Annotated in this window: 16 protein-coding genes, 1 tRNA gene and 1 pseudogene; 8 read left to right on the forward strand and 10 right to left on the reverse strand. The window is 66.6% G+C overall.

The annotated features are described in order from the left end of the window. Positions 1-96 precede the first annotated feature (96 nt). Together C8J47_RS01905 and ligA are read right to left on the reverse strand one after the other, a co-directional pair. Positions 97-3,474 carry a TonB-dependent receptor gene (locus tag C8J47_RS01905; RefSeq protein ID WP_121884220.1) on the reverse strand — a complete coding sequence of 1,126 codons (3,378 nt, stop codon included), beginning with the start codon at positions 3,472-3,474 and terminating at the stop codon, positions 97-99. A gap of 209 nt (positions 3,475-3,683) precedes the next feature. Beyond that, on the reverse strand, positions 3,684-5,864 hold the full coding sequence (gene ligA, locus C8J47_RS01910; protein ID WP_121884221.1) for an NAD-dependent DNA ligase LigA: 2,181 nt from the start codon (positions 5,862-5,864) through the stop codon (positions 3,684-3,686). 117 nt (positions 5,865-5,981) lie between these two features. On the opposite strand from ligA, the gene C8J47_RS01915 reads away from it, so the two are divergent. Then, positions 5,982-6,953: an SDR family oxidoreductase gene (locus tag C8J47_RS01915; protein WP_121884222.1), complete on the forward strand. Its 972-nt coding sequence runs from the start codon at positions 5,982-5,984 to the stop codon at positions 6,951-6,953. A 161-nt stretch (positions 6,954-7,114) separates the two neighbouring features. Here the strand turns inward: C8J47_RS01915 and C8J47_RS01920 are convergent, their stop codons facing one another. Then, positions 7,115-7,783 (reverse strand): Crp/Fnr family transcriptional regulator, encoded by a 669-nt coding sequence (locus C8J47_RS01920; RefSeq protein WP_121884223.1) that lies wholly within the window; start codon positions 7,781-7,783, stop codon positions 7,115-7,117. A 97-nt stretch (positions 7,784-7,880) separates the two neighbouring features. Here C8J47_RS01920 and C8J47_RS01925 point away from each other — a divergent pair, with 97 nt between their 5' ends. Further along, positions 7,881-8,660, forward strand: a complete 780-nt coding sequence (locus tag C8J47_RS01925; protein WP_121884701.1) for a class II aldolase/adducin family protein — start codon at positions 7,881-7,883, stop codon at positions 8,658-8,660. 416 nt (positions 8,661-9,076) lie between these two features. Here the strand turns inward: C8J47_RS01925 and recN are convergent, their stop codons facing one another. Together recN and C8J47_RS01935 are read right to left on the reverse strand one after the other, a co-directional pair. Then, complete coding sequence (gene recN, locus C8J47_RS01930) at positions 9,077-10,741, reverse strand: DNA repair protein RecN (protein WP_121884224.1); 1,665 nt, start codon at positions 10,739-10,741, stop codon at positions 9,077-9,079. A 73-nt stretch (positions 10,742-10,814) separates the two neighbouring features. Then, positions 10,815-11,777 carry an outer membrane protein assembly factor BamD gene (locus C8J47_RS01935; RefSeq protein WP_056051853.1) on the reverse strand — a complete coding sequence of 321 codons (963 nt, stop codon included), beginning with the start codon at positions 11,775-11,777 and terminating at the stop codon, positions 10,815-10,817. Positions 11,778-11,946: 169 nt separating this feature from the next. On the opposite strand from C8J47_RS01935, the gene C8J47_RS01940 reads away from it, so the two are divergent. After that, complete coding sequence (locus C8J47_RS01940) at positions 11,947-12,771, forward strand: class I mannose-6-phosphate isomerase (protein ID WP_121884225.1); 825 nt, start codon at positions 11,947-11,949, stop codon at positions 12,769-12,771. Between the two features lie 307 nt (positions 12,772-13,078). Beyond that, complete coding sequence (locus tag C8J47_RS01945; RefSeq protein WP_121884226.1) at positions 13,079-14,263, forward strand: glycosyltransferase; 1,185 nt, start codon at positions 13,079-13,081, stop codon at positions 14,261-14,263. On the opposite strand, the gene C8J47_RS01950 is transcribed toward C8J47_RS01945, so the two are convergent. From C8J47_RS01950 to yajC, 4 genes are all read right to left on the reverse strand, one after another. Continuing rightward, positions 14,245-14,619: an Mth938-like domain-containing protein gene (locus C8J47_RS01950; RefSeq protein WP_060526420.1), complete on the reverse strand. Its 375-nt coding sequence runs from the start codon at positions 14,617-14,619 to the stop codon at positions 14,245-14,247. The genes C8J47_RS01945 and C8J47_RS01950 overlap by 19 nt on opposite strands. A 115-nt stretch (positions 14,620-14,734) precedes the next feature. Beyond that, positions 14,735-15,709, reverse strand: a complete 975-nt coding sequence (secF, locus tag C8J47_RS01955; RefSeq protein ID WP_056051840.1) for a protein translocase subunit SecF — start codon at positions 15,707-15,709, stop codon at positions 14,735-14,737. Between the two features lie 14 nt (positions 15,710-15,723). Beyond that, on the reverse strand, positions 15,724-17,328 hold the full coding sequence (gene secD, locus C8J47_RS01960) for a protein translocase subunit SecD (protein WP_121884227.1): 1,605 nt from the start codon (positions 17,326-17,328) through the stop codon (positions 15,724-15,726). After that, positions 17,328-17,669, reverse strand: coding sequence for a preprotein translocase subunit YajC (gene yajC, locus C8J47_RS01965; protein ID WP_055875282.1), 342 nt, complete (start codon positions 17,667-17,669; stop codon positions 17,328-17,330). Before yajC ends, secD begins: the two co-directional genes overlap by 1 nt. Positions 17,670-17,948: 279 nt before the next feature. Here yajC and C8J47_RS01970 point away from each other — a divergent pair. Next, positions 17,949-18,025, forward strand: a tRNA-Pro gene (locus C8J47_RS01970). A gap of 265 nt (positions 18,026-18,290) precedes the next feature. Here C8J47_RS01970 and C8J47_RS01975 read toward each other — a convergent pair. Further along, positions 18,291-20,573, reverse strand: a complete 2,283-nt coding sequence (locus C8J47_RS01975) for an NADP-dependent malic enzyme (protein WP_121884228.1) — start codon at positions 20,571-20,573, stop codon at positions 18,291-18,293. 570 nt (positions 20,574-21,143) lie between these two features. Here C8J47_RS01975 and C8J47_RS01980 point away from each other — a divergent pair. The 3 genes and pseudogenes from C8J47_RS01980 to hslV all read left to right on the forward strand — a co-directional run bounded on the left by C8J47_RS01980 (position 21,144) and on the right by hslV (position 22,708). Further along, complete coding sequence (locus C8J47_RS01980; RefSeq protein ID WP_121884229.1) at positions 21,144-21,680, forward strand: glycoside hydrolase family 108 protein; 537 nt, start codon at positions 21,144-21,146, stop codon at positions 21,678-21,680. 88 nt (positions 21,681-21,768) lie between these two features. Beyond that, positions 21,769-22,002 (forward strand): annotated as a pseudogene (locus C8J47_RS01985) (3TM-type holin); the annotation flags it as partial. A 163-nt stretch (positions 22,003-22,165) separates the two neighbouring features. Then, positions 22,166-22,708, forward strand: a complete 543-nt coding sequence (gene hslV, locus C8J47_RS01990) for an ATP-dependent protease subunit HslV (RefSeq protein ID WP_121884702.1) — start codon at positions 22,166-22,168, stop codon at positions 22,706-22,708. Positions 22,709-22,818: the final 110 nt, after the last annotated feature.

A 22,818-nucleotide genomic window follows, 5' to 3' on the forward strand; every position in this document is an offset into this window, starting at 1 on the left:
TCGACGGCTGTCGTTAGCGGTCGCGTGGCGGACAAAAAAAGACCGCCGCTCCCGTGGGAAGCGGCGGTCTCGTCATTCCATCACGTCAGGCGCGGATCAGAACGTGAAGCGCGCGCCGATACGGATCGAGTAGAGCGACTGGTTCACGTAGATCTGGTCCTGCTGGGCGGCAAAGCTCGTACCGCCGCCGACCGGCGAGTAACGATACTGCGCGCAGGGCTGACCGGCGGTGTTGGCAACGACGCCGGCGATCGACGCACCGGTCGGGGTCGGCGTCGCGATGCACTGCACGCGGACGACGGCGGTGTTGTACGGGAACGCGTATTCGCGCTGCTGGCCCCAGTTCTTGTTGATGAAGTTGGTGAAGTTCTCGATATCGGCGAAGAGCGTCACGCGCGATCCGCTCAGGAACGTCGGGATTTCCTGCGCCAAGTGAAGATCGAGACGCGTGAACCACTTGGAGTGGAAGGCGTTGCGCGGCGCGACCTTGCCGCGATACTTCGCCAGACCCGACGAGTCGATGAACGCGTTGACCGCATTCTCGACCGCAGTGCTGCTGTACGACACGCGCGCATCATTCACGGTCGGGACGTACATCAGATAGCGGTTGCCGCCGACACCGGTGCCCGAGCTGACACCCGTCGTACCGAAGACCGACGACCGGTTCGCGCCGAAATCCTGGAACGTGTAGCTGAACGGATGACCAATCCGCGATTCGCCGAACAGGCCGAACGTGGTCTTGTAATCGCCGAAGAACGCGTGATCGTAGTTCACGCCGTACTTGAAGAAGTACTTAACCTGGTCGTTCGAGATGCCGTACTGAACGTTGTTGGGATCGGCGAACGCACCGTTGCTATAGTTCGAGCCGGCAGTCGACGAGGTCGCAGGTGCCGCGTCCTTGACGTCCTGATAGGTGAAGCTGCCGTTGATGTTCAGGCCGAAGTCGAACGTCTTGTCGAACCGCGCGACCGCGATATAGGCGCGGCCCTTGTTGGTGTTGGTCAACAGGATGTCGGTGTTCGTGTTGGTGCTGTTCGGACCGTCGATCAGGTTCTGGTAGCGCTGGCGGCCGTCCGGCGTCAGCGAACCGGTGATCGGCACCGAACGGATGTCGGTGAAATACACCTGCTCGCGAACCTTCGAATACAGCAAGTCCGCACCGAACACCCAGTTGTCGCCGAGCGGCCCGAGGTTGGCGGTATATTCGCCAGTCAGCGTGGCGCGCCACTGCGATGGGATCTTGAAGTTCGGGTCGAGCGCATTGGTCGTCGAGGCGGTGGAGACCGTCGCGTTGGTGAGGAGCGTGTTGACCGCGGTCGGGATGCTGGTCCCCGTAACCCCGTTCAGCGCCGCGGCGCCGGTCACCGCGTTGGTGGTCGCGCCGGTGAAGCCCGATGCCGAGCGGTTGATCGAGATCGAGTTGCTCAGCACGCCGGTGTTCGAGAAGCTGTTCGACACATAGACGTCGGGGGTGCCGCCGCCGAAGATGCCGCCGCCGCCGCGGATGCTGACACGGTTGGCAGGCTTCCAGTCGAACCCGGCGCGCGGCTGGAACAGCCCGAACCCGGAGATGTTGGCGGTGTTGGTGCCGATCTGGACGACCTTGCCGTTGACGATCGCGCCGTTCGCATAGCGCGACGCGAACGCGGTGTTGAGCGTCGGATTGTCATCCATCGCATACAGGTCGTAGCGCGCGCCGTAGCTGACGTTCAGCGTCGGCGTCACCTTCCACGAGTCCATCACGCCGAACGTGTAGCTCTGATAGCCGAAGGTCGCCGCGGCATCCTCGGGCACCAGCGACGGGATCGCGTTGCCGTAGCCGAGCGAGTTCGCGCGCTGCGCCTGGAAGTCGGCGATCGAGTCGAAGTAATAATTGCCCGACGAGTTCTGCAGGAACGAGTTGAAGATCGAGACGCTCGAAATCTCGGTGAACACGCGCACGTCGTGGTCGTTCATCGTCAGGCGCGCCTGCGCCAGGCCGCCCCAGGTCTCGGTCTTGAGCGCGTTGGTCTGGCGCGAGCTGTCCGGACCGAACGACACGACACCGGCGTTGTTGTCGCACGCGGTCAGCGAGCCGCCGGCCGGGTTGGTCGGGTTGGTGCAGACGCGGAACTGCGCGAAGCCGCGGCCGAGCACCGGCTCCTGAATACGCGTGTAGTTCTTGTAGAAGCCGCGGACTTCGGTCGAGAAGCTGTCGCTCCAGGTCGAGTTCAACTGCGCGACGCCGGTGTGCAGGCGGTTGCCCGAGACATAGGCGTTCGATGCGAGGCCAAGGCCGGTCGGCGCGGTCAGGAACGTGTTGTTGAGCAGGTTGATCGCGTCGTTGGCGTAGGTGTAGGTCAGCGACAGCCGCTGGGTGTCGGTGATGTTCGCGTCGATCTTGGCGACGACGCGGTCGTCCTTGTCGCCGAGGTTACGCAGCACGCCGCCGGTGTCGTAATTGTAGACCGACTTGGCGATCGCGCTGATCTGATCGACCGAGTTCTGCAGCACGCCGGGAACGCCGTTGCCGACATTGTTGTCGATCGGACCTTCCGCGATCGGACGACCGCCACGCAGGCGCTCGCCGGCGACCATGAAGAACACCTTGTCCTTGATGATCGGGCCGGACAGCTCGGCGCCGAAATTCTCGACCTTGAAGTTGGGGACGCTGACGGTCAGGTCCTTGGTCTTCTTGCCGACGAACTCGTCGCGCGACTGCGAATAGAAGCCGGTGCCGTGGAAGTCGTTGGTGCCCGACTTCAGCACGATGTTGACCGCGCCGCCCTGGAAATTGCCCTGGCGGACGTCGTACGGCGCGACCTGCGCCTGGAACTGGCCGATCGCATCGAGCGGGATCGGCGAGCGGCGGCTGGGAAGGCCATCACTGTTGAGCCCGAAATTGTCGCTGACCGACACACCGTCGACGGTGAAGCGGTTGTAGCGCGCATTCTGGCCGGCGAACGAGACCGAACGGCCACCCGAGGGGCTGTCGTCGAGGCGGGCGAACGGATCGCGGCGTTCGAGGTCGCGGATGTCGCGGTTGACCGAGGCGATGTTGGCGATCTGCACCGCGTTCAGCACGGTCGTCGGACCCTGCGAGATCGAGCGGGCATTGGGCAGGCGCGCCGCGGTCACGACGATCTCGTTGCCGCCACCGGCTTCCGAATTCAGTTCGATCGGCACGTCGAACGCCTGCGCGACGGTCGTGGTGATGTCGGTGACCTGCGTCGCCGAATAGCCGGTCGCGTTGACAGCGACGGTGTAGGGACCGCCGGCGCGCAGGCCGTTGACGTTGAACGAGCCCGAGTTGTCGGTGATCGCGGTCGCGCGGCTGCCGGCCAGGGTGTTGGTGATCTCGACGGTCGCGCCGACGACGGGCGTTCCGGCGGACGTCACGGTGCCGCGGATCGACGAGGTCGTCTCCTGCGCAGAGGCCGCCATCGGTGCGACCAGCGCAATCGCCGCCACACCCAGGAAAAGGTTGTTCCGCATCAGTAATACCCCTTTTGAGCCTTCGGCTCTGGATTTCGCGACTTCATGTCGTGTTAATCCGGCCCTGCACGTGGAATATTTCGGATATGTGACATTGGCGAGTCGTCTATTGTCACATCCGCACTCGGTCATGCCGCGTTGCAAAAAAGCCACGGAGTCGAACCGTTTCGGTCGCGCTAGAACCGTTTCGCAACAGGCCGTTACGGAGTTCAGCTCGCGGCGACGATCTCCGCCCATTCGGCTTCGGTGATGACGCGGATGCCCAGTTCGGTGGCTTTTTTAAGCTTGGAGCCCGCCCCCGGTCCGGCGATCACCAACCCGGTCTTGCTCGACACCGATGCCGCGACGCGCGCGCCGAGCGCTTCCGCCTGTGCCTTGGCTTCGTCGCGGCTGAGTGTCTCCAGGCTGCCGGTGAAGACCAGGATCTGGCCGGTGACCGGCGATTCGCGGGTTTCGTGGACGACATCCGCCGGTTTCACTTCGCGCAACAGGTCGAACACGACTCGGCGGTTGTGCGGTTCGGCGCAGAACCCGATCAGCGCGCTCGCCACCTCGGGGCCGATCCCGGCGGTCTCGATCGCGCCGACCAGCAGCTTGTCGCGGCGGAGGACGAATTTCCGCTCGGGTTCGCCGATGACCGGTTCGATCTGAGTGCGCAGGAACACGGCGTGACGCAACACCGAACTCAAGGCGCGCGCCGACACATAGCGTCGCGCGAGGTCGCGCGCGGTAATCTCGCCGACGTGGCGGATGCCGAGAGAGAACAGGAAGCGGTCGAGCGGGATCGTCCGCTTGGTCTCGATCGCCGCGATGACCTTCGCCGCCCAGACGCGCCCGTCCTTCTTGCGCGCGGCGAGTTGCTCCTCGGTCAGGCGGAAGATGTCGGCGGGCGATTCGATCAGCCCATCGCGGAAGAACGCCTCGATCAGCGTCTGGCCGAGCCCGCCGATGTCGAACGCGTGGCGCGAGGCGAAGTGGATCAGCCGCTCGACTCGCTGCGCCGGGCAGATCAGCCCGCCGGTGCAGCGATAGACGACCTCGCCTTCCTCGCGCTCGGCGGCGGACCCGCATTCGGGGCAGACATGCGGGAAGACATACGCCTCGCGCTCTGCATCCGGTGTTAGGTTCTCGACGATCTGCGGGATCACGTCGCCGGCGCGCTGGACGAGGACGCGGTCGCCCGGCCGCACGCCGAGTCGCTCGATCTCGTCGGCATTGTGCAGCGTCGCGTTGGTGACGACGACGCCGCCGACCGTGACGGGCGACAGTCGCGCGACCGGGGTCATCGCGCCGGTCCGGCCGACCTGGATGTCGATCTTCTCGAGCAATGTCTGCGCACGCTCGGCAGGAAATTTGTGCGCGATCGCCCAGCGTGGTGCCTTCGCGACCTGGCCGAGTCGTGCCTGCCAATCGAGCCGGTCGACCTTGTAGACGACGCCGTCGATGTCGAACGGCAGGTCGGGGCGCTCGGCTTCGATCTTGCGGTACACGTCGAGCGCGGCGGCCGTTCCTTCGACCCGCGCGAACCCTTCGGCGATCGGGAAGCCCCAGCCGCGCAACGTGTCGACGACCTCGGCCTGCGTTTCGCCCGGTACGACGCTCGCTTCGCCCCAGCCATGCGCGAGGAACCGGAGCGTGCGGCTCGCGGTGACGCTCGCGTCCTTCTGGCGGAGCGACCCGGCGGCGGCGTTGCGCGGATTGGCGAACTGCCGTGCGTCCTTGCCGGTCTCCTCGGCGTCGGCAAGCAGGCGCGCGTTGAGCGCGGCGAAATCGTCCTTCGCCATATACACCTCGCCGCGAACCTCGAAGACCGCGGGGATGCCCTCTCTCTCTTGTTCTCCCGCGAAGGCGGGAGCCCAGTCTGGACTCCCGCCTTCGCGGAAGAACAAAGTTGCGGGGATGTCGCTGATGGTTCGAACGTTGGCGGTAACGTCCTCACCGACCTGGCCGTCGCCGCGCGTCAGCGCTTGCACTAGCCGCCCCTCCTCGTACCGCAGCGAACACGACAGCCCGTCGATCTTCGGCTCCGCGGTCAGTGCCACCGTCGCGTCGTCCGCCAGCTTCAGGAACCGGCGCACGCGCGCGACGAACTCCTCGACCTCCTCGTCCGCGAATGCATTGTCGAGGCTCATCATCGCCTTCGCATGCGCGACCTTCGCGAGATGCCCCGCGGGTGCCGCCCCCACGGTCCGGCTCGGCGAATCGCTCCGCACCGCTGCCGGAAACGCCGCTTCGATCGCCGCATTGCGCCGCACCAGCGCGTCATAGTCGGCGTCGCTGATCTCGGGCGCGTCGTCGGTATGATAGCGTGCGTTATGATACGCGATCTGCGCGGCGAGCGTCTCCAGTTCGGCGGCGGCTTCGATCTCGGTCGCGGGAAGGTCGGTCATCGCTCCGGGTTAGGGGAGGGGGGCGTCTTTCGACAAGACCTCGATCAACATGGGGTGAACATTCGCCCGACTTGCGCGCTGACATCCCAAGAGAATTTTTCCCAAGGATGCGCCATCATGACCGACACTAGCCGCCGAGACCTGTTCAAGGGCGCCGCCGTAACCGGCCTCGCCGCCGCCGCCGCGCCCGCCTTCGCGCAAGGCGCCGCGCCGCTCGCCGATCCGCAGACGCGCTTCGTTTCGACGCCATTCCCCGAACAGCGCCAGAAATGGCCCGCGCTCCAGCGCGACATGCACCCCGTCCCCGATTGCGGCGAGGCGAGCTATCGCGGGTCGGGACGGCTCGCGGGGCGGAAGGCGCTGGTCACCGGCGGCGATTCGGGGATCGGCCGCGCGGCGGTGATCGCGTTTGCGCGCGAAGGCGCCGATGTCGCGATCAACTATTACCCGAGCGAGGAGCCCGACGCGCAGGACGTGGCGAAGCTGCTCCGTGCCGAGGGGCGGAAGGTCGTGCTGATCCCCGGCGACCTGACCGATGCGAAATTCTGCACCGACCTGATCGCGCGCGCGAACCGCGAACTCGGCGGGCTCGATATCCTCGTCAACAACGCCGCTTACCAGCAGTCGAAGGAGTCGATCGCCGAGATCAGCTTCGAGCAGTTCGACCGGACGATGAAGACCAACGTCTACGCGATGTTCCACCTCTGCAAGGCGGCGATCCCGCTGATGAAGCCGGGCGCGTCGATCATCAACACCGCCTCGGTCAATTCGGTCAGTCCCGGTGAAGAACTGCTCGACTACGCCACCACCAAGGGCGCGATTTTGATCTTTACCAAGGGGCTGGCGAAGCAGCTCGGCAAGAAGGGGATCCGCGTCAATGCGGTCGCACCGGGGCCGGTATGGACGCCGCTCCAGGTCGCGGGCGGGCAGCTGCCGGGCAAGATGGGCGAGTTCGGGCAGGACACGCCGCTCGGCCGGGCGGGTCAGCCGGCCGAACTCGCGTCGCTGTACGTCACGCTGGCGGAGACGGGGACGAGCTTCACCAGCGGCAGCGCGTTCGCGGCGACCGGTGGTAGCGGCGTGCTGTAACGGACGCGCCACCACCGGTCCTTCCAACCGACTCCACCCCGGCGAAGGCCGGGGCCCAATTGGCAAGGTCGCAGTAACGGAGCGATGCGCATCGTTGTCACTGTTCCCCCAATTGGGCCCCGGCCTTCGCCGGGGTGGTGGTATTCATGTGGCGGGACGGCTCACCCGGCGCCCAACCGCCGCAGCCCTTCCGCATCCACCACCCTGATCCGCGCATACTCCAGCGCGATCACCCCCTCGCGCTCCATCGCCTTCAACGCCTTGTTGAGCGTCTGCCGCGACACCCCGATCATCGCCGCGATATCCTCCTGGCGGAGTGCGACGCTGTCGCCCCCTGCCGCGCGCACCATGCCGCCGAGCATCCGCGCGAGCCGGACCGGGATCGGCTGCGACAGCGTGTTCATCATGAACGCGAGCGACGCGCGCTGATGCGCGCACGCCAGCAGCGCGATGTCCCACCAGAGTTCCGGCGTCTCGCCCGCCAGCCGCCGGAACGCCTCGATCCCGATATGCAGCACGCGCGCCGGTCCGAACGCGATCGCATCGTGAGGCCGCGGCCCCGCGTCGAGCGTCGACAGCTCGCCGAACCACGTGCCCGGTCCCATCATCAGCACCACCATTTCCGCGCCGATCGCGGGATAGCCGATCAGCCGGACCTGCCCCTCGATCACCGCCCACAACCCGTCGGGCGGATCGCCGACGCCGTAGAGCCGCGTGCCCGCCGGCACCGATCGCACGCTAGCCTCCTGCAACAGCAGCGCGCGTCGCGCGGCCGGTACCGCGCCGAACCACGAGTCCGCTTCTAGCAGCGCATGATCGATCGAAGACATCGCGGGAGTGTCGGCCGATCGCCGGGATTGTCAATCCGGCGACATTTCCGTGAGCTGCGCCATGCTATGCGACACGCATAACAAAAGGAGATGGATGATGGCGACCGCACTCAGGACCGAGCCGACGATACGCGATCTCGTGTCGCCCGAGGAATGGGCGCTGCGCGTCGACCTCGCCGCGGCGTATCGCCTGATCGCCTATTACGGCTGGGACGATCTGATCTTCACGCACCTGTCGGCGCGCGTGCCCGGCCCCGAGCATCATTTCCTGATCAATCCCTACACGCACATGTTCGAGGAGATCACCGCGTCGTCGCTCGTCAAGATCGACGTCGACGGCAACAAGGTCATGGACACGCCCGCACCGGTCAACCGCGCGGGGTTCGTGATCCACTCGGCGATCCACGCCGCGCGCGACGATGCGGTCGCGGTACTGCATCTGCATACGCCGCACGGCCAGGCGGTATCGGCGATGGCGGAGGGGCTGCTCCCGCACACGCAGACCGCGATGATCGCCGGGCACGACGTGGCGTATCACGACTTCGAAGGCATCGCGACCGAACTCGAGGAGCGCGAGCGGCTGGTCGCGGATCTCGGTACCAAGCACAGCATGATCCTGCGCAACCACGGCACGCTGACCGTCGGCGAGTCGATCCCGCAGGCATTCCTCCGCATGTATTTCCTCGAACGCGCGTGCGAGGCGCAGGTGTTGATGCTGAGCGCGGGGCGCGAGAATCTCAACACCCCGAATCAGGGCGTGGCAGAGAAGGTCGAGGGTCAGTCTAGCGGCCCCGGGATGCGGATGCTGGCCGACGGCCTGGCGTGGCCGGCGCTGCTGCGGAAGCTCGACCGGATCGATCCGAGTTTTCGCGACTGAGGGGTTCGAACCGGCGCGGGCCATGCGGTGCGGCACACCCCTAAGGCCACCACCCCGGCGAAGGCCGGGGCCCAGTTGGCAAAGTCGCTGTAACGGTTGGAGGAAATCGCCAAATGCTGTCACCCAACTGGGCCCCGGCCTCCGCCGGGGTGGTTAGACGCGGGGGTGCCGAAAACGTCCCCAGTATTCGCGCTCGCGCTCTTCCTAGCCACCGCCATCCGCGGCAGGCGATGCCCTGATCGGATCGACTTCGGATACCCTCGCCCCCGGAGCATGTCGGCTCCCCTTCCTGAAAGGGAGGGGGTGGGGGTGGGTAGGCCGGCTTGTGCCACCACAGTCCGAATGCGCGGAAGCCGACCCACCCCCGGCCCCTCCCTTTCAGGGAGGGGGGAGAAGTTGTCGAAACGTCCCCGATTTCAGGCCCGCTCGAGCAGCCGCTCCGCCTGTGCGCGCGCTTCGTCGGTGATCTGCGCGCCGGACAGCATCCGGGCGATCTCTTCGCGGCGTTCGTCCTCGGACAACGCGTGGACACCGGTCCGCGTGACCGTCCCGTCGCTGCTTTTCGCGATCAGCAGATGCTTCGCCCCCCGCGCCGCGACCTGCGGGCTGTGCGTCACCACCAGCAGCTGTGTGCTCTGCGCCAGCCGCGCGAGTCGTTCGCCGATCGCGCTCGCCACCGCGCCGCCGACGCCGCGGTCGATCTCGTCGAACACCATCGTCGACGCGCCACCTTCTTCCGCCAGCGCGACCTTCAGCGCGAGGATGAAGCGCGACAATTCGCCGCCTGACGCGATCTTGGTCAGCGCGGCAAACGGCGCACCGGGGTTCGTCGAAATCTCGAACTCGACGCGGTCCTTGCCCGCCGCCGACCAGCCCTCTTCACCCAGCGGCGCGACGACGGTCTGGAACCGCGCGGCGTCGAGCTTCAACGGCGCCAACTCGCCCGCCACCGCCACGTCGAGGCGTTTCGCCGCCGCCAACCGTCGCTTAGTCAACGCATCCGACGCCGCATCGAAGGCCTTCCGCGCCGACGCCACGCGTGCCTCGATCTTCGCGATCCCGCCTTCGCCCGCATCGAGCCGCTCCAGCCGCGCACGCATCTCGTCCGCCAGCGCCGCAAGATCGTCCGGCTGCACGCGATGCTTGCGCGCCATCGCCCGAAGCTCGAACAACCGCGCCTCGTCATCCTCCAGCGCGCGCGGATCATACGCCATCTCGGCGCGCACATCGCGCAGGCTCTCCTCCGCGACCGAAGCCTCGATCACCGCACGATCCACCGCCGCCAGCGCATTGCCGAGCGCGACATGATCCTCCGCGATCCGCTCGAGCACGCGCGCGGCCTGGCGCAGCTTCGCCATCCCGCCGTCCTTGCCCTCGAGGAAATCGTCGATCGCGGCGAGATCGTCGGCGATCTTCTCCGCGCGCTGCATCGACCGCCGCGTATCCGCCAGCGTTTCTTCCTCGCCCGCGACCGGCGCCAGCGCGGTCAGTTCGGCAACCGTATGCTCAAGCCATTCGCGATCGCGCGCCGCCGTCTCGATGTCCGCGCGAGCGGCGGCAAGCTCAGCCTCAGCAGCACGAAACGCCGCATACGCCTTGCCCGTCGCGCCCGGCTCGGTCCGCCCGAAGATGTCGAGCAACGCCCGATGCCCCCGCGCGTTGAGCAGCCCGCGCTCGTCATGCTGTCCGTGAATCTCGACGAGATGCGGTGCCATCTCGCGCAACAGCCCCGCCGACGCGGGCTGGTCGTTGACGAACCCGCGACTGCCACCATCCGCCTTGACGATCCGCTTCACGATCAGCGGTTCGCCGCGCTCGATCTCCACCCCGTTCTCGTCGAACAGCAGCGCGAGCGGCGACTCGGGGGCAGGAGCATCGAACGTCGCGGTCACCACGGCCTGCGCGGCACCGTGCCGCACTAGGCCGCTGTCGCCGCGCCCGCCGAGCGCGAGGCCCAGCGCATCGAGCAGGATCGACTTGCCCGCACCGGTCTCGCCGGTGAGCACGCCAAGCCCCTCGCCGAATCCCAGATCCAGCGCTTCGATCAGCACCACGTCGCGAATGGAAAGTTCGGTCAGCATAGGATGTCCGCCATAGACGAACGGGCGCGCAATGCGATCCCCCTATGTTCCAACCGAACGGCCTGGACTCGCGTCAGCTGCCGGTGTTGGACGGCTGGCCCGCCGAACGCGGCTTGTCGGGCGTGCGCACCGAAGGGCCGGTCGGCGTCGAGCCCGGCTCGTCGAGCTCGACCATCACCGACGGCGTCCCCTTGGTCCCGACCGGCACCACCTGTTCGCCGGGCTTCAGCGGCGGCACGGCTGGCACCTGCTTCTTCTTCAGCAGGTCGTACGCATGCTGGTACCAGTCGGTACCGGGATAGTTGCGCCCGAGCACCGCGCCGGCCTTTTCGGCCTCGACGGGCACGCCGAGCGCCAGATACGTCTCGGTCAGCCGCATCAGCGCTTCCGGCGTGTGCGTCGTCTGCTGGAACTTATCGATCACGGTGCGGAACCGGCCGTTCGCCGCGAGCCACTGGCCGCGAGTCTCGTAGAACCGCCCGATCTCCATCTCCTTGCCCGCGAGATGGTCGTTGACCAGATCGATCTTCAGCCGCGCGTCCGATGCGTAACGCGTGTTCGGATAGCGGCGCATCAGTTCGCCGAGCGAATCGAGCGCCTGGCGCGTGATCTTCTGGTCGCGCGTCACGTCGGTGATCTGCTCGTAATAGCCGAGCGCGATCAGGTAATAGGCGTAGGGCGCATCGCGGTTGCCCGGATGGACCGCGAGGAAACGCTGCGCCGAGCTGATCGAGGCGGTGTAATCGCGCGCGAGGTAATAGCTGAACGCCGACATGATCTGCGCACGGCGGGCCCAGATCGAATAGGGATGCTGGCGCTCGACCTCGTCGAACAGCTGGGCTGCTTCCTTGTAGCGCGCCTGATCGAGCCGCCGCTTGGCGGTCGAGTACAGCGTACCCACGTCGCGCGCGACATAGGGCAGATCGCCCTTTGCGGCACGACCGCCCGCGCAACCAGCCATGGGGAGCGCAAGCGCGGCGACGAGCGTGACCACAAGGGCACGGGGCATGCTCGGAAAGGACTGGGGGATACGCATTGGCGTTGTCCTTAGCGTAACCGGGGCTTCGCGAACAATCCCTTTCGCCAAACACCCAAGGAGGCTCTCGGGCGGGCGACTTTCATGGGGCAGGGGGGCTTTCGCTGGCGCGGATCGCACGGCAAAGGTCGTGCGTTGGCGAAACGCCATTCCAATCGAGGACGATCCCATGCCCGCCACCCTGTTGCACACCCACCGCGTCGAGAAGCCCTGGGGTCGCGACACGCTCTGGCCCGGTTTCGAGGACGCGGCCGCCGGAACGCCGCCGATCGGCGAAGTCTGGTTCCAGGAGCCCGGCAACACCACGCCCGACCTGTTGATCAAGTATCTGTTCACCAGCGAAAAACTGTCGGTCCAGGTCCATCCGAACGACGAGCAGGCGCACGCCCGCGGCTTGCCGCGCGGCAAGGACGAATGCTGGACGGTCCTCGCCGCCGAACCGACATCGACGATCGCGGTCGGCACGAAACAGGCGATCTCGAAGGACGAGCTCCGCCAGTCGGCGATCGACGGCACGATCGAGGACAAGCTCGACTGGAAACCGGTCAAGCCGGGCGACTTCATGTATTGCGCCTCGGACACGATCCACGCGATCGGCGGTGGCCTGACGGTGATCGAGGTCCAGCAGAATTCCGAGACGACCTATCGCCTGTACGATTACGGCAGCGACCGCGAACTGCATCTGAAGGACGGGATCGAGGTCGCGGATCCCACGCCGTACGTGCCGGTCGCGCCGCCGATCGAGATCGAGACGGGTCGCACGATCATGGTCGAGGGGCCCAAGTTCGTACTCGAGCGCTGGAAGGGCGGCGATCATGTCGTCAACCTGCCCGAGGGCACGACCGGCTGGGTGATCCCGATCACCGGCTCGGGCGATGTCGCCGGCGTTGCGTTCAAGGCCGGCGAATGCGCGACGATGACGGGCAGCGAGACGGTCTCGACCAGCGCGGATGCGGATGTGTTGTTCGCGTATCCTTTGGCGAAGCGGATTTGAGCGAGGGGTAGATCGAGGGAGAGCAGGAGGGCGCGTCCTCCCCTCCTTGTTCTCCCGCGAAGGCGGGAGCCCAGTCTGGGTCCCCGCCTTCGCGGGGAAACAGGGTAATCGAAGGTCTTTACCAGCCCAAGTCACCACCACCCCGGCGAAGGCCGGGGCCCAATTGGGGAACGTTGCTAATGACACGTGGCACGCTATTATTGCCACCTCTCCAATTGGGCCCCGGCCTCCGCCGGGGTGGAGTAACGGGTAACCGCCGCTTCGCACTCATCCCCAGTTAACGCGCGCCGCGCTATACCCCCGCGCAATGCTGCGCGTTCTAACCCTCTCCACGCTGTTTCCCGATGCGGCCCGTCCGAACTTCGGCGGCTTCGTCGAACGGCAGACGCTGGGGCTCGCCGCGCATCCCGATGTCGCGCTGAAAATGGTTGCGCCGATCGGTCTTCCGCCCGGCATCCTGCGCAATGTCCGCCATTACGCGGAGCTCGCCAAACTGCCGCACCGCGAAAGCTGGAAGGGCCTCGACGTCCACCGCCCGCGCTTCACCGCGGTTCCGTTCACCAAGGGCCGCCATCACGCCGCCGCGCTCGAACGCGCGCTCGTGCCGGTGCTCGACGCGATCCGCGCCGACTTTGCGTTCGACGTCATCGACGTGTCGTTCTTCTTCCCCGACGGTCCCGCCGCGGTCGCGCTCGGCAAACGCTACGGCGTGCCCGTCTCGATCAAGGCGCGCGGCTCGGACGTCCATCATTGGGGCGAAGCGCCCGCGACTGCATCGCAGGTCCGCGAGGCCGGGCAGGGCGCCGCCGGTCTGCTCGCGGTCAGTGCTGCGATGAAGGCCGACATGGTCACGCTCGGCATGCCGGGCGAGCGGATCACGGTGCATCATACCGGCGTCGACCAGGATCGCTTCCGCCCCATCGACGACCGCATCGCCGCCAAGGCCAGGCTCGGCGTGCGCGGTCCGCTGGTGATCGCGATCGGCGGGCTGTTGCCGCGCAAGGGCCACGACATCGTCATCGACGCGGTCGCGGCGTTGCCCGGCGTGACGCTGCTGATCGCCGGCCACGGACCGGCGCGCGCAACGCTTGAGGCTCAGATCGCGCGACTCGGTGTCGGCGATCGTGTCCGGCTGCTGGGCGCCGTTCCGCACGCGGATGTGCCGGGGTTGGTCGCCGCCGCCGACGTCAGCGCGCTCGCCTCCAGTTCGGAAGGCCTCGCCAATGTCTGGGTCGAGTCGCTCGCGTGTGGGACACCGATCGTCATCACTGCGGCTGGCGGCGCCTGCGAGGTCGTCACGTCCCCCGACGCCGGACGCGTGACGATCGGCGATCCCCTCGCGTTCGCCGGCGCGATCAGCGATATCCTGGCCGATCCCCCATCCCCCGAGGCCACTCGGGCGATGGCAGCCGGTTTCACCTGGGAGAGAAACACCGCAACGCTGTACGCGCACCTCGCGGCGCTGGTGACGAATTACCCTTCGAGGGGGTAGAGCGCCGCGACGATCCAGCGACCTTCGCCGCGCAATACTGCCCAGGCGCGGGCGGCGGCGCGGCTGTCCATCGCCTCGATCCCGAACCCGCGCGCCTCGACCGCCCGCTTGAACGCAAGCGGCGGCTGGCGCAGTGCCGAGCCGGTACCCAGCAACAGGAACTCCGGCGGCGGATCGAGCGCCAGCAACGCCGCCACGTCCGCCTCGCCGAGAGCCTCGAACGCCGGCGGCTCCCAGCCATCCGCGCGCTCGGGACTGATCGACAACGCGGTATAATAGCCGTCGTCGACCTTGAACCCGGCCCGACCGATCGCCGAGATCATCGGCCCATCGGTCTTCTCGCGGTCCATCCTCATGATGCTTCGTCATCCCCGCGGAAGCGGGGATCCATAATGGCAACCGTCAGCGACTCGATCGCGACGCCAGCCACTATGGGTTCCCGCCTGCGCGGGAATGACGGTAGCGTGGAGATCAACGCTCGACCTTGGGACCAACCCGCTCAGCACCGTCCTGCACGCCACCCTTGCGCGGCGCAGGATCGGCCCGCAGCCCCAGCGTGATCAGCAGCGACGACGATACGTAGATCGACGAATAGGTCCCGACTACGATGCCCAGGATCATCGCCGCGGTGAACCCGCGCAGCACGTGGCCGCCGAGCACCAGCATCGCGACCAGCGCGAGCAGGATCGTCACCGACGTCATCACTGTACGCGGCAGCGTCTCGTTCACCGACAGGTCGATGATCTCGCGCATGTCCATCTTGCGGTAGCGGCGCATGTTCTCGCGGATACGATCGTCGATCACGATCTTGTCGTTGATCGAATACGAGATGATCGTCAGCACTGCCGCGACGATGTTCAGGTCAACCTCGAAATCATTCCGCATCAGCGCGAAGAAGCCGAGCGTCATCAACAGATCGTGGACGATCGCGACGATCGTCGAGACGCCGAACTGCCACTCGAACCGCACCACGGCGAACAAGGCGATGCCCAGGATCGCCAGGCCGACCGCGAGCAGCCCCTTGGTGATCAGTTCGTCCGAGACCTTGCCCGAGATGGTGTCGTATTTCGAGAAGGTCGACCCGGGGAATTTCGCCCCGATATCATCCGACACCTTCTTCACCAGGCGGTTGGTCGCACCTTCGTCGCCACTGTCAGGCAACGGCAAGCGGATCGACAGCGTCTTGGGATCGCTGAACGACTGGATCGAGGCTTCGCCGACACCAAGCCGGTCGACTTCTGTCCGCACCGCCTCGATCGACGGCGGCGTTGCGAAATTCTGTTCGATCAGCACGCCGCCGACGAAATCGACGCCCATGTTCAGGCCGCGGAAGGCGACGAGGCCAACTGCGAGAAGCGAGAGGATCAGGGTCAGCCCGAACGCCCATTTACGGAGCGAGACGAACTTGAGGTTCGTGTTGTCGGGTACGAGTTTCAGCAGGCGCATGGTTATCTCCCGCCTCAAATATTGATCGTGGTGGGGCGGTTCTTCCGCAGCCACAGCGCGACCATCATCCGGGTGAACGTGACGGCGGTGAACACCGACGTGCAGATCCCGATCAGCAGCACGACCGCAAAGCCCTTCACCGGCCCCGAGCCGAGCAGCAGCATGATCACGCCGGTGATGGCGTGCGTCACGTTGGCCTCGAAGATCGTCCGCGATGCTTCCTTGTAGCCGAGCTCGACCGACTGGATCACGCTACGTCCGCGTCGCCGCTCCTCGCGGATACGCTCGTTGATCAGCACGTTGGCATCCACCGCGGTCCCGATCGTCAGCACGAAGCCGGCGATACCGGGCAGCGTCAGCGTCGCGTTCAGCATCGCCATGACAGCGACGATCACCAGGATGTTGATGACCACCGCGAGGTTCGCATAGACGCCGAAGCGGCCATAGGTGACGAACATGAACACGATCACCGCGAGCGCCGCGATGATCGAGGCGAGCACGCCGGCGCGGATCGAATCCTTGCCGAGATCGGGGCTGACGGTGCTCTCGGCGATCGTCTTCAGCGCGACCGGCAGCTTGCCCGAGCGCAGCGAAATCGCCAGCGAGTTCGCCGATTCGACCGTGAAATTGCCCGAGATCGACGCGCGACCGCCAAGGATCGGCTCGTTGATATTGGGCGCGGAGATCACCGAATTGTCGAGGATGATCGCGAACGGTTTACCCGTGTTCTCGGTCGTGACCTTGGCGAAGCGACGGCCGCCGACCGCGTCGAACGTGATCGCCACCTGCGGCGCGTTGGTCTGCGGCTCGAACTCCTGGCGCGCATCGGCGAGCTGGTCGCCCGAGATGATCACGGAGCGCTTGACCGCGATGAACGGCACACCGCGCGGATTGCCGGGGTAGGGGAGGACCTGGCTGCCAATCGGCGCGATACCCTTGACCAGGTCGGCGGGGTTCGCGGTCTCGTCGACCAGCTTGAATTCGAGCTTGGCGGTCTTGCCGAGCAGGTCCTTCAGCGCCTGCGGGTTCTTCAGCCCCGGCACCTGGACGACGATCCGGGTCGCGCCCTGGCGGACGATCGTCGGCTCCTTGGTGCCGAGTTCGTCGATGCGGCGGCGGACGACTTCGGTCGCGTCCTTCATCGCCGTGTCGACCGCCTGGGTCAGGCCGGCCTCGGTCGGCTTGAGCACGAACCGGCTCGTGTCGACGACGGTGATGTCCCATTCGCGCTGGCCGCTCATGCCTGCGCCACCGCCGGTGATCGCCAGCAGGCGCTCGCGTGCCGCGTCGACCTGGCTCGGATCACGCAGCAGGAAGCTCAGCTGGCCGCCCCGCGTCGAGATGTCGCCGATCTCGATCCGCGGCGTCCCGTTGCGCATCGTCCCCGCGACGCTGTCGCGCATCGCCTCGATCCGCGTCGCGGCGAGGTCGGCGGTATCCGCCTCGAGCAGCAGATAGCTGCCGCCGGCGAGATCGAGCCCGAGGTTGATGTGCGGATGCGGGATCCGCCCCCATTGGCTCGTGGTGCTCTCGGGGAGGAAGCTCGGGATCGCCAGCAGGCAGAGTGCCGCCAGCAGCCCGATGATCGATCCGATTTTCCAGCGCGGGAAATCGAGCATCAGTCGTTCGCCGGCTTCGTGTTCGGGCTGGTGATGTCGGTCAGCGTCGCCTTGACGACGCGCACGCGGACATTCGGCGCGATCTCGACCTCGACGACGTTATCCTCGACCTTGGTCACCTTGCCGAGGATCCCGCCCGAGGTCACGACGCTGTCGTTCTTCTTCACCGCGGCGACCGATGCCTGCAGCGCCTTCATGCGCTTTTGCTGCGGGCGGATCATCAGGAAATAGAACACGACGAACACGAGGAAGAGTGGCGCGAGGCTCAGGAACGAGGCGATCCCGCCCCCCGCCGTCGTGGCGCCGTCTGCGGCCTGGGCATAAGCTGGTGAGATGAACATGAAGGTCCGTATCTGGCTGGGCCGTGGAAGGCGCAAGGTTGGGTCGGGCCGGACGTCGCGCGTCGCGCCCGCATTGGTCCGCCCGCTATCATCGCTTGGAACCTCGCGCAACAGATCGCCACAGGATGAGACGTGGGCGTCACGCGACCGGGCGCATCCGACATGGCTGCCGACCCCGCTGCCGACATCGTCGCAGAAATCGCCGCATCGTTCGGGCTTGCATCAGGCGCAGACCCCGCGTAGTGCGCCCCCCTCGGGTCGCCTTGCGGCCCGTTCGGTCGGAGCGTAGCGCAGCCTGGTAGCGCACCACACTGGGGGTGTGGGGGTCGCAGGTTCGAATCCTGTCGCTCCGACCATTTTCTTACAGCGATGATATGCGGTGACGATCAGTCGTCCTGCCGTTCTGGGCAAACCTTGCTGTTCCCTCGCGAACGCGGGGGCCCAGGACCACGAACGCTGCCGCCCGTAAACCTGGACTCCCGCGTTCGCGGGAGAACGGCAGCCGCAAAACATACTCCGTCATGCCGGGCTCGTTCCGGCATCCACCGTGCCGCGTATCAGCGGCCGATAGTTTGCGGAACCGTGGATGCCGGAACGAGCCCGGCATGACGGGGGGCAAGCTTACGCCGTCTCGCGCACCGTGGCAGCATGCCCCACCGCGATCGCGCTCAGGTTCACGATCCCGCGTGCGGTCACGCTCGGCACCATCATCTGCAGCGGCTTGGCGAGCCCCAGCAGCATCGGCCCCAGCGGCGCGGATTCGGTCGATGCCGACAGCAGCGACACCGCGATGTTCGCCGCGTCTATGTTCGGCATCACCAGCAGGTTCGCCGACCCGGTCAGCGGGCTGTCGTCGACCAGCCGCCGCCGCAGCGCCTCCGACAGCGCCGCATCGCCGTGCATCTCGCCGTCGAACTCGAACTCGGGCGCCATTTCCTTCAGCAAAGCATGCCCCGCGCGCATCTTCTGCGCCGAGGGCGAGCGTGACGCGCCAAAGCTCGAATGCGACAGCAACGCCGCCTTCGGCTCGATCGCGAACGCGCGCACCGCCTCGGCCGCCAGCATCGTCATCTCCGCGATCTGCTCGGCGGTCGGGTCGATCGTCACGTGCGTATCGCAGAAGAACAGACTGCCGGTCCGCAGGATCACCGCCGACATCGCGTACAGCCGCGACACGCCCGGCTTCCGCGGCAGCAGCGGCATGACGTACGTCATCTGCGTCCACCAGTCGCCGATGCCACCGCACAAGGCTGCATCGACTCGCCCCTCGCGCAGCAGCATCGCCGCCGCCACGCTCGGCCGCGTCCGCAGCGCACGCTCGGCGCTGTCGGGCGGGGTGCCACGCCGCCCGACCAGCGTGCTGTAGCCGGCAAGCAGGGGATCGAACACCTCGCGGTCGGTGCCCGGATCGAGCACGTCGACGTCGGTGCCGATCGTCATGCGAAGCCCGCTCGCCTCGATCCGCTCGGCGATGACCTCGCGCCGCCCGATCAGCACCGGCCGGCCGATACCCTCGTCGATCACCGTCTGCACCGCGCGCAGCGTCCGCGGGTCCTCGCCCTCGCCGTACGCGATCGAGCGCCCGGCCTGCTTGGCGCGCGCGAAGATCGGCCGCATCAGCTGGCCCGAGCGGTACACGAACACTTCGAGGTCACGCAGATACGCGTCGAAATCCTCGATCGGCCGCGTCGCCACGCCCGACTCCATCGCCGCCTTCGCCACTGCCGGCGCGACGTGCAGGATCAGCCGCGGATCGAACGGCTTGGGGATGATGTAGGTCGGCCCGAACACCGGCGTCGCGCCGCCGTACGCGGAGACGACCACATCCGAAGCCGTAGCGCGCGCCAGCGCCGCGATCGCGTCGACCGCCGCGACCTTCATCGCCTCGTTGATCTCGGTCGCGCCGACGTCGAGCGCACCGCGGAAGATGAACGGGAAGCACAGCACGTTGTTGACCTGGTTCGGAAAATCCGAGCGGCCCGTGGCGATGATCGCATCGGGCCGGGTCGCATGGACCAGCGCCGGCTGGATCTCGGGCTCCGGATTCGCCAGCGCCAGGATCAGCGGATCGGGTGCGAGCAAATGCAGCCATTCCTGCTTTAGCACGCGCGGTGCCGACAGCCCGAGGAAGATGTCCGCCCCCTCCAGAACATCCGGCAAGGTCCGCGCGTTCGTGGTGCGCGCGTACCGCGCCATGTTCGGCGGCATCACGTCGCCGCGATCCTTGTGCACGACGCCGGCGATATCGGTCAGCGTCACGTTCTCGGGGTTGAGCCCCATCGACACCAGCAGGTCGACCGTCGCGAGCGCCGCCGCGCCTGCGCCCGACGTCACCAGCTTCATCTGGTCGAGCCGCTTGCCGCGCAGTTCGAGCACGTTGCGGACCGCCGCCGCACACACGATCGCGGTGCCGTGCTGGTCGTCGTGGAACACCGGGATGTTCATCAGCTCGCGCAGCTTCGTCTCGATCTCGAAGCATTCCGGCGCCTTGATGTCCTCGAGATTGATCCCGCCGAACGTCGGCTCGAGCACGCGGACCGCCTCGATGAACGCCTGCGGATCGAGCTGGTCGATCTCGATGTCGAAGCAGTCGATCCCGGCGAATTTCTTGAAGAGCACCGCCTTGCCCTCCATCACCGGCTTCGACGCGAGTGCGCCGATCGCCCCGAGCCCCAGCACCGCGGTACCGTTGGTAATGACAGCAACGAGATTGCCACGCGCGGTATAATCCCGCGCTTTGTCCGGATCCGCAGCGATTTCCTCGCACGCGGCAGCCACGCCCGGCGAGTAGGCGAGCGCGAGATCGCGCTGCGTCGCCATCCGCTTGGTCGCCTCGACCGAGAGTTTGCCCGGCTTTGGATAGCGGTGATAATCGAGCGCGGCTTTGCGGAAATCGTCTTCCATGGTCTTCCTAACCTGTCGGCCGCGGCGGCGACCGGATGGGCGCGGGCAAGGCCCGCGGCGAATGTTCAAGGGAGCGCATAGCCTTAGGGGCACCAATCCGCCAACCCCGCGCGGACGTAGCGTCGGTTTGGGTGGGCGGGGGCGACCGCGACCCGCCTGCCATCCAGCAACGGCACCACCCCGCAACGGCACCACCCCGGCGAAGGTCGGGGCCCAATTGGAACGTCGGACATAACGAAGCGCCGTCCTCCGTCATCGCCGTCCCCCAATTGGACCGCGGCCTCCGCCGGGGATTTGCTCTCCAAACGAACGCCTTGCGATCTTCTCGATAGCTGCTGCCCCTAGACTTCCCCCCTCCCTGAAAGGGAGGGGCAGGGGGTGGGTCGGCTTCCGCATATAAACCCGTCGCGACCCAAGCAGGCCGACCCACCCCCAACCCCTCCCTTCCAGGGAGGGGAGCAGGTTGCGCCTAAGCGACTTCGTTCAGCGCGAAGTGCGACCCCAAAATCCCCTGTCCTACAGCGAACCAATATGGTTCGCTCCACCCCCAAACAGGGCGGGACCCACATCATGACCATCGACCACCTCATCGAAGCCGTCATCGACCGCGAAGGCGGCTACACCAACCACCCGGCAGACCGAGGCGGCCCCACCCGCTACGGCATCACCCAAGCAGTAGCCCGCACCAACGGCTATCCCGGAGACATGCGCACCTTCCCCCGCGACCAGGCAGAAGCCATATACCGCCGCCTCTACTGGACCCGCCCCGCCTTCGACCAAATCGCCGCACGCGCGCTCAAAATCGCCGAAGAACTCTTCGACACCGGCGTCAACATGGGCCCCGCGGTCGCCGCCACCTTCCTCCAGCGCGCGCTCAACGCGCTAAACCGAGGCGCCACCGACTACCCCGACATGACCCTCGACGGCCGCATCGGCCCCGCGACGCTCACCGCGCTCGACGCCTTCCTATCCCGCCGAAAACCCGGCGGCGAAACCGTGCTCCTGAAAGCGATCAAGGCGCTCCAGGGCGAACGCTACGTCGCGCTCGCCGAGACGCGTCCCGCCAACGAAGCCTTCCTCTACGGCTGGCTGGCGAACCGCGTCTGAGGCCCCTGCGAAAACGCGTCCAGCGTGTGAACTTTGTGCACTTCCAGATTCCCGGAGACAGCCAATGACCCCGCAACCCCTTGATCCCGCAACAGATCCTTGGATCACCCGAGCCCGCCCGACTTTCCTGTACGTGATGTACACATTGCTGCTCGGCGCGATCCCCGCCGGCCTGATCGCCGCCGTTCGCCCGCAGATGGCGCAGGCCATCGCGGCGGGCATGGCGGCGTATCTCAACGCCATCCCCGAACCGCTCTACGCGCTCTTCGGCACAGGCTATCTTGGCTACACGGTCGCGCGGGAATGGGGGAAGGGGCGCTAACCTCTTTCTCCCGTCATCCTGACGAAAGTCAGGACCCAGAGCCACGGGCGGGCCGTCTGGAACCCTGGGTCCTGACTTTCGTCAGGATGACGGAGGAGGTGCAGGGCGTTGCACCCCCAAAACCAAACCCTACATCGCTGCCATGAGCAACGACCCCCACGCCATGCCGACATGGCACGGCACCACGATTCTCTCGGTCCGCCGCGGCGGCAAGGTCGTCGTGATCGGCGACGGCCAGGTCTCGATGGGCCAGACCGTCATGAAACCCAACGCGCGCAAAGTCCGTCGCCTCGGCGACGGCAGCGTCATCGGTGGATTCGCCGGCGCCACGGCAGATGCCTTCACGCTTTTCGAACGCCTCGAGCGGAAACTCGAAGCGCACCAGGGCCAACTCCTCCGCGCCGCGGTCGAACTCGCCAAGGACTGGCGCACCGACAAGTTCCTCCGCAACCTCGAGGCAATGATGATCGTCGCCGACAAGGACGTGACGCTGATCCTCACCGGCAACGGCGACGTGCTGGAACCCGAGAACGGCGTCGCCGCGATCGGCTCCGGCGGCAACTTCGCGCTCGCCGCGGCCCGAGCGCTGGTCGAATACGAGACCGACGCCGAAGTCCTCTGCCGCAAGGCGATGCACATAGCGTCCGAGCTCTGCGTCTACACCAACGACCGCCTCACGGTCGAAACGATGGACAGCGCGACCTGATTTGCCTTCACCCCTCCCTGGAAGGGAGGGGCCGGGGGTGGGTCGGCCCGAGAGGAATTGCCGTCCGCGCCCCACACCGACCCACCCCCAACCCCTCCTTTCCAGGGAGG

Source organism: Sphingomonas sp. PP-F2F-G114-C0414 (assembly GCF_003688595.1).
In the GTDB taxonomy this organism is placed as follows: Bacteria; Pseudomonadota; Alphaproteobacteria; order Sphingomonadales; family Sphingomonadaceae; genus Sphingomonas.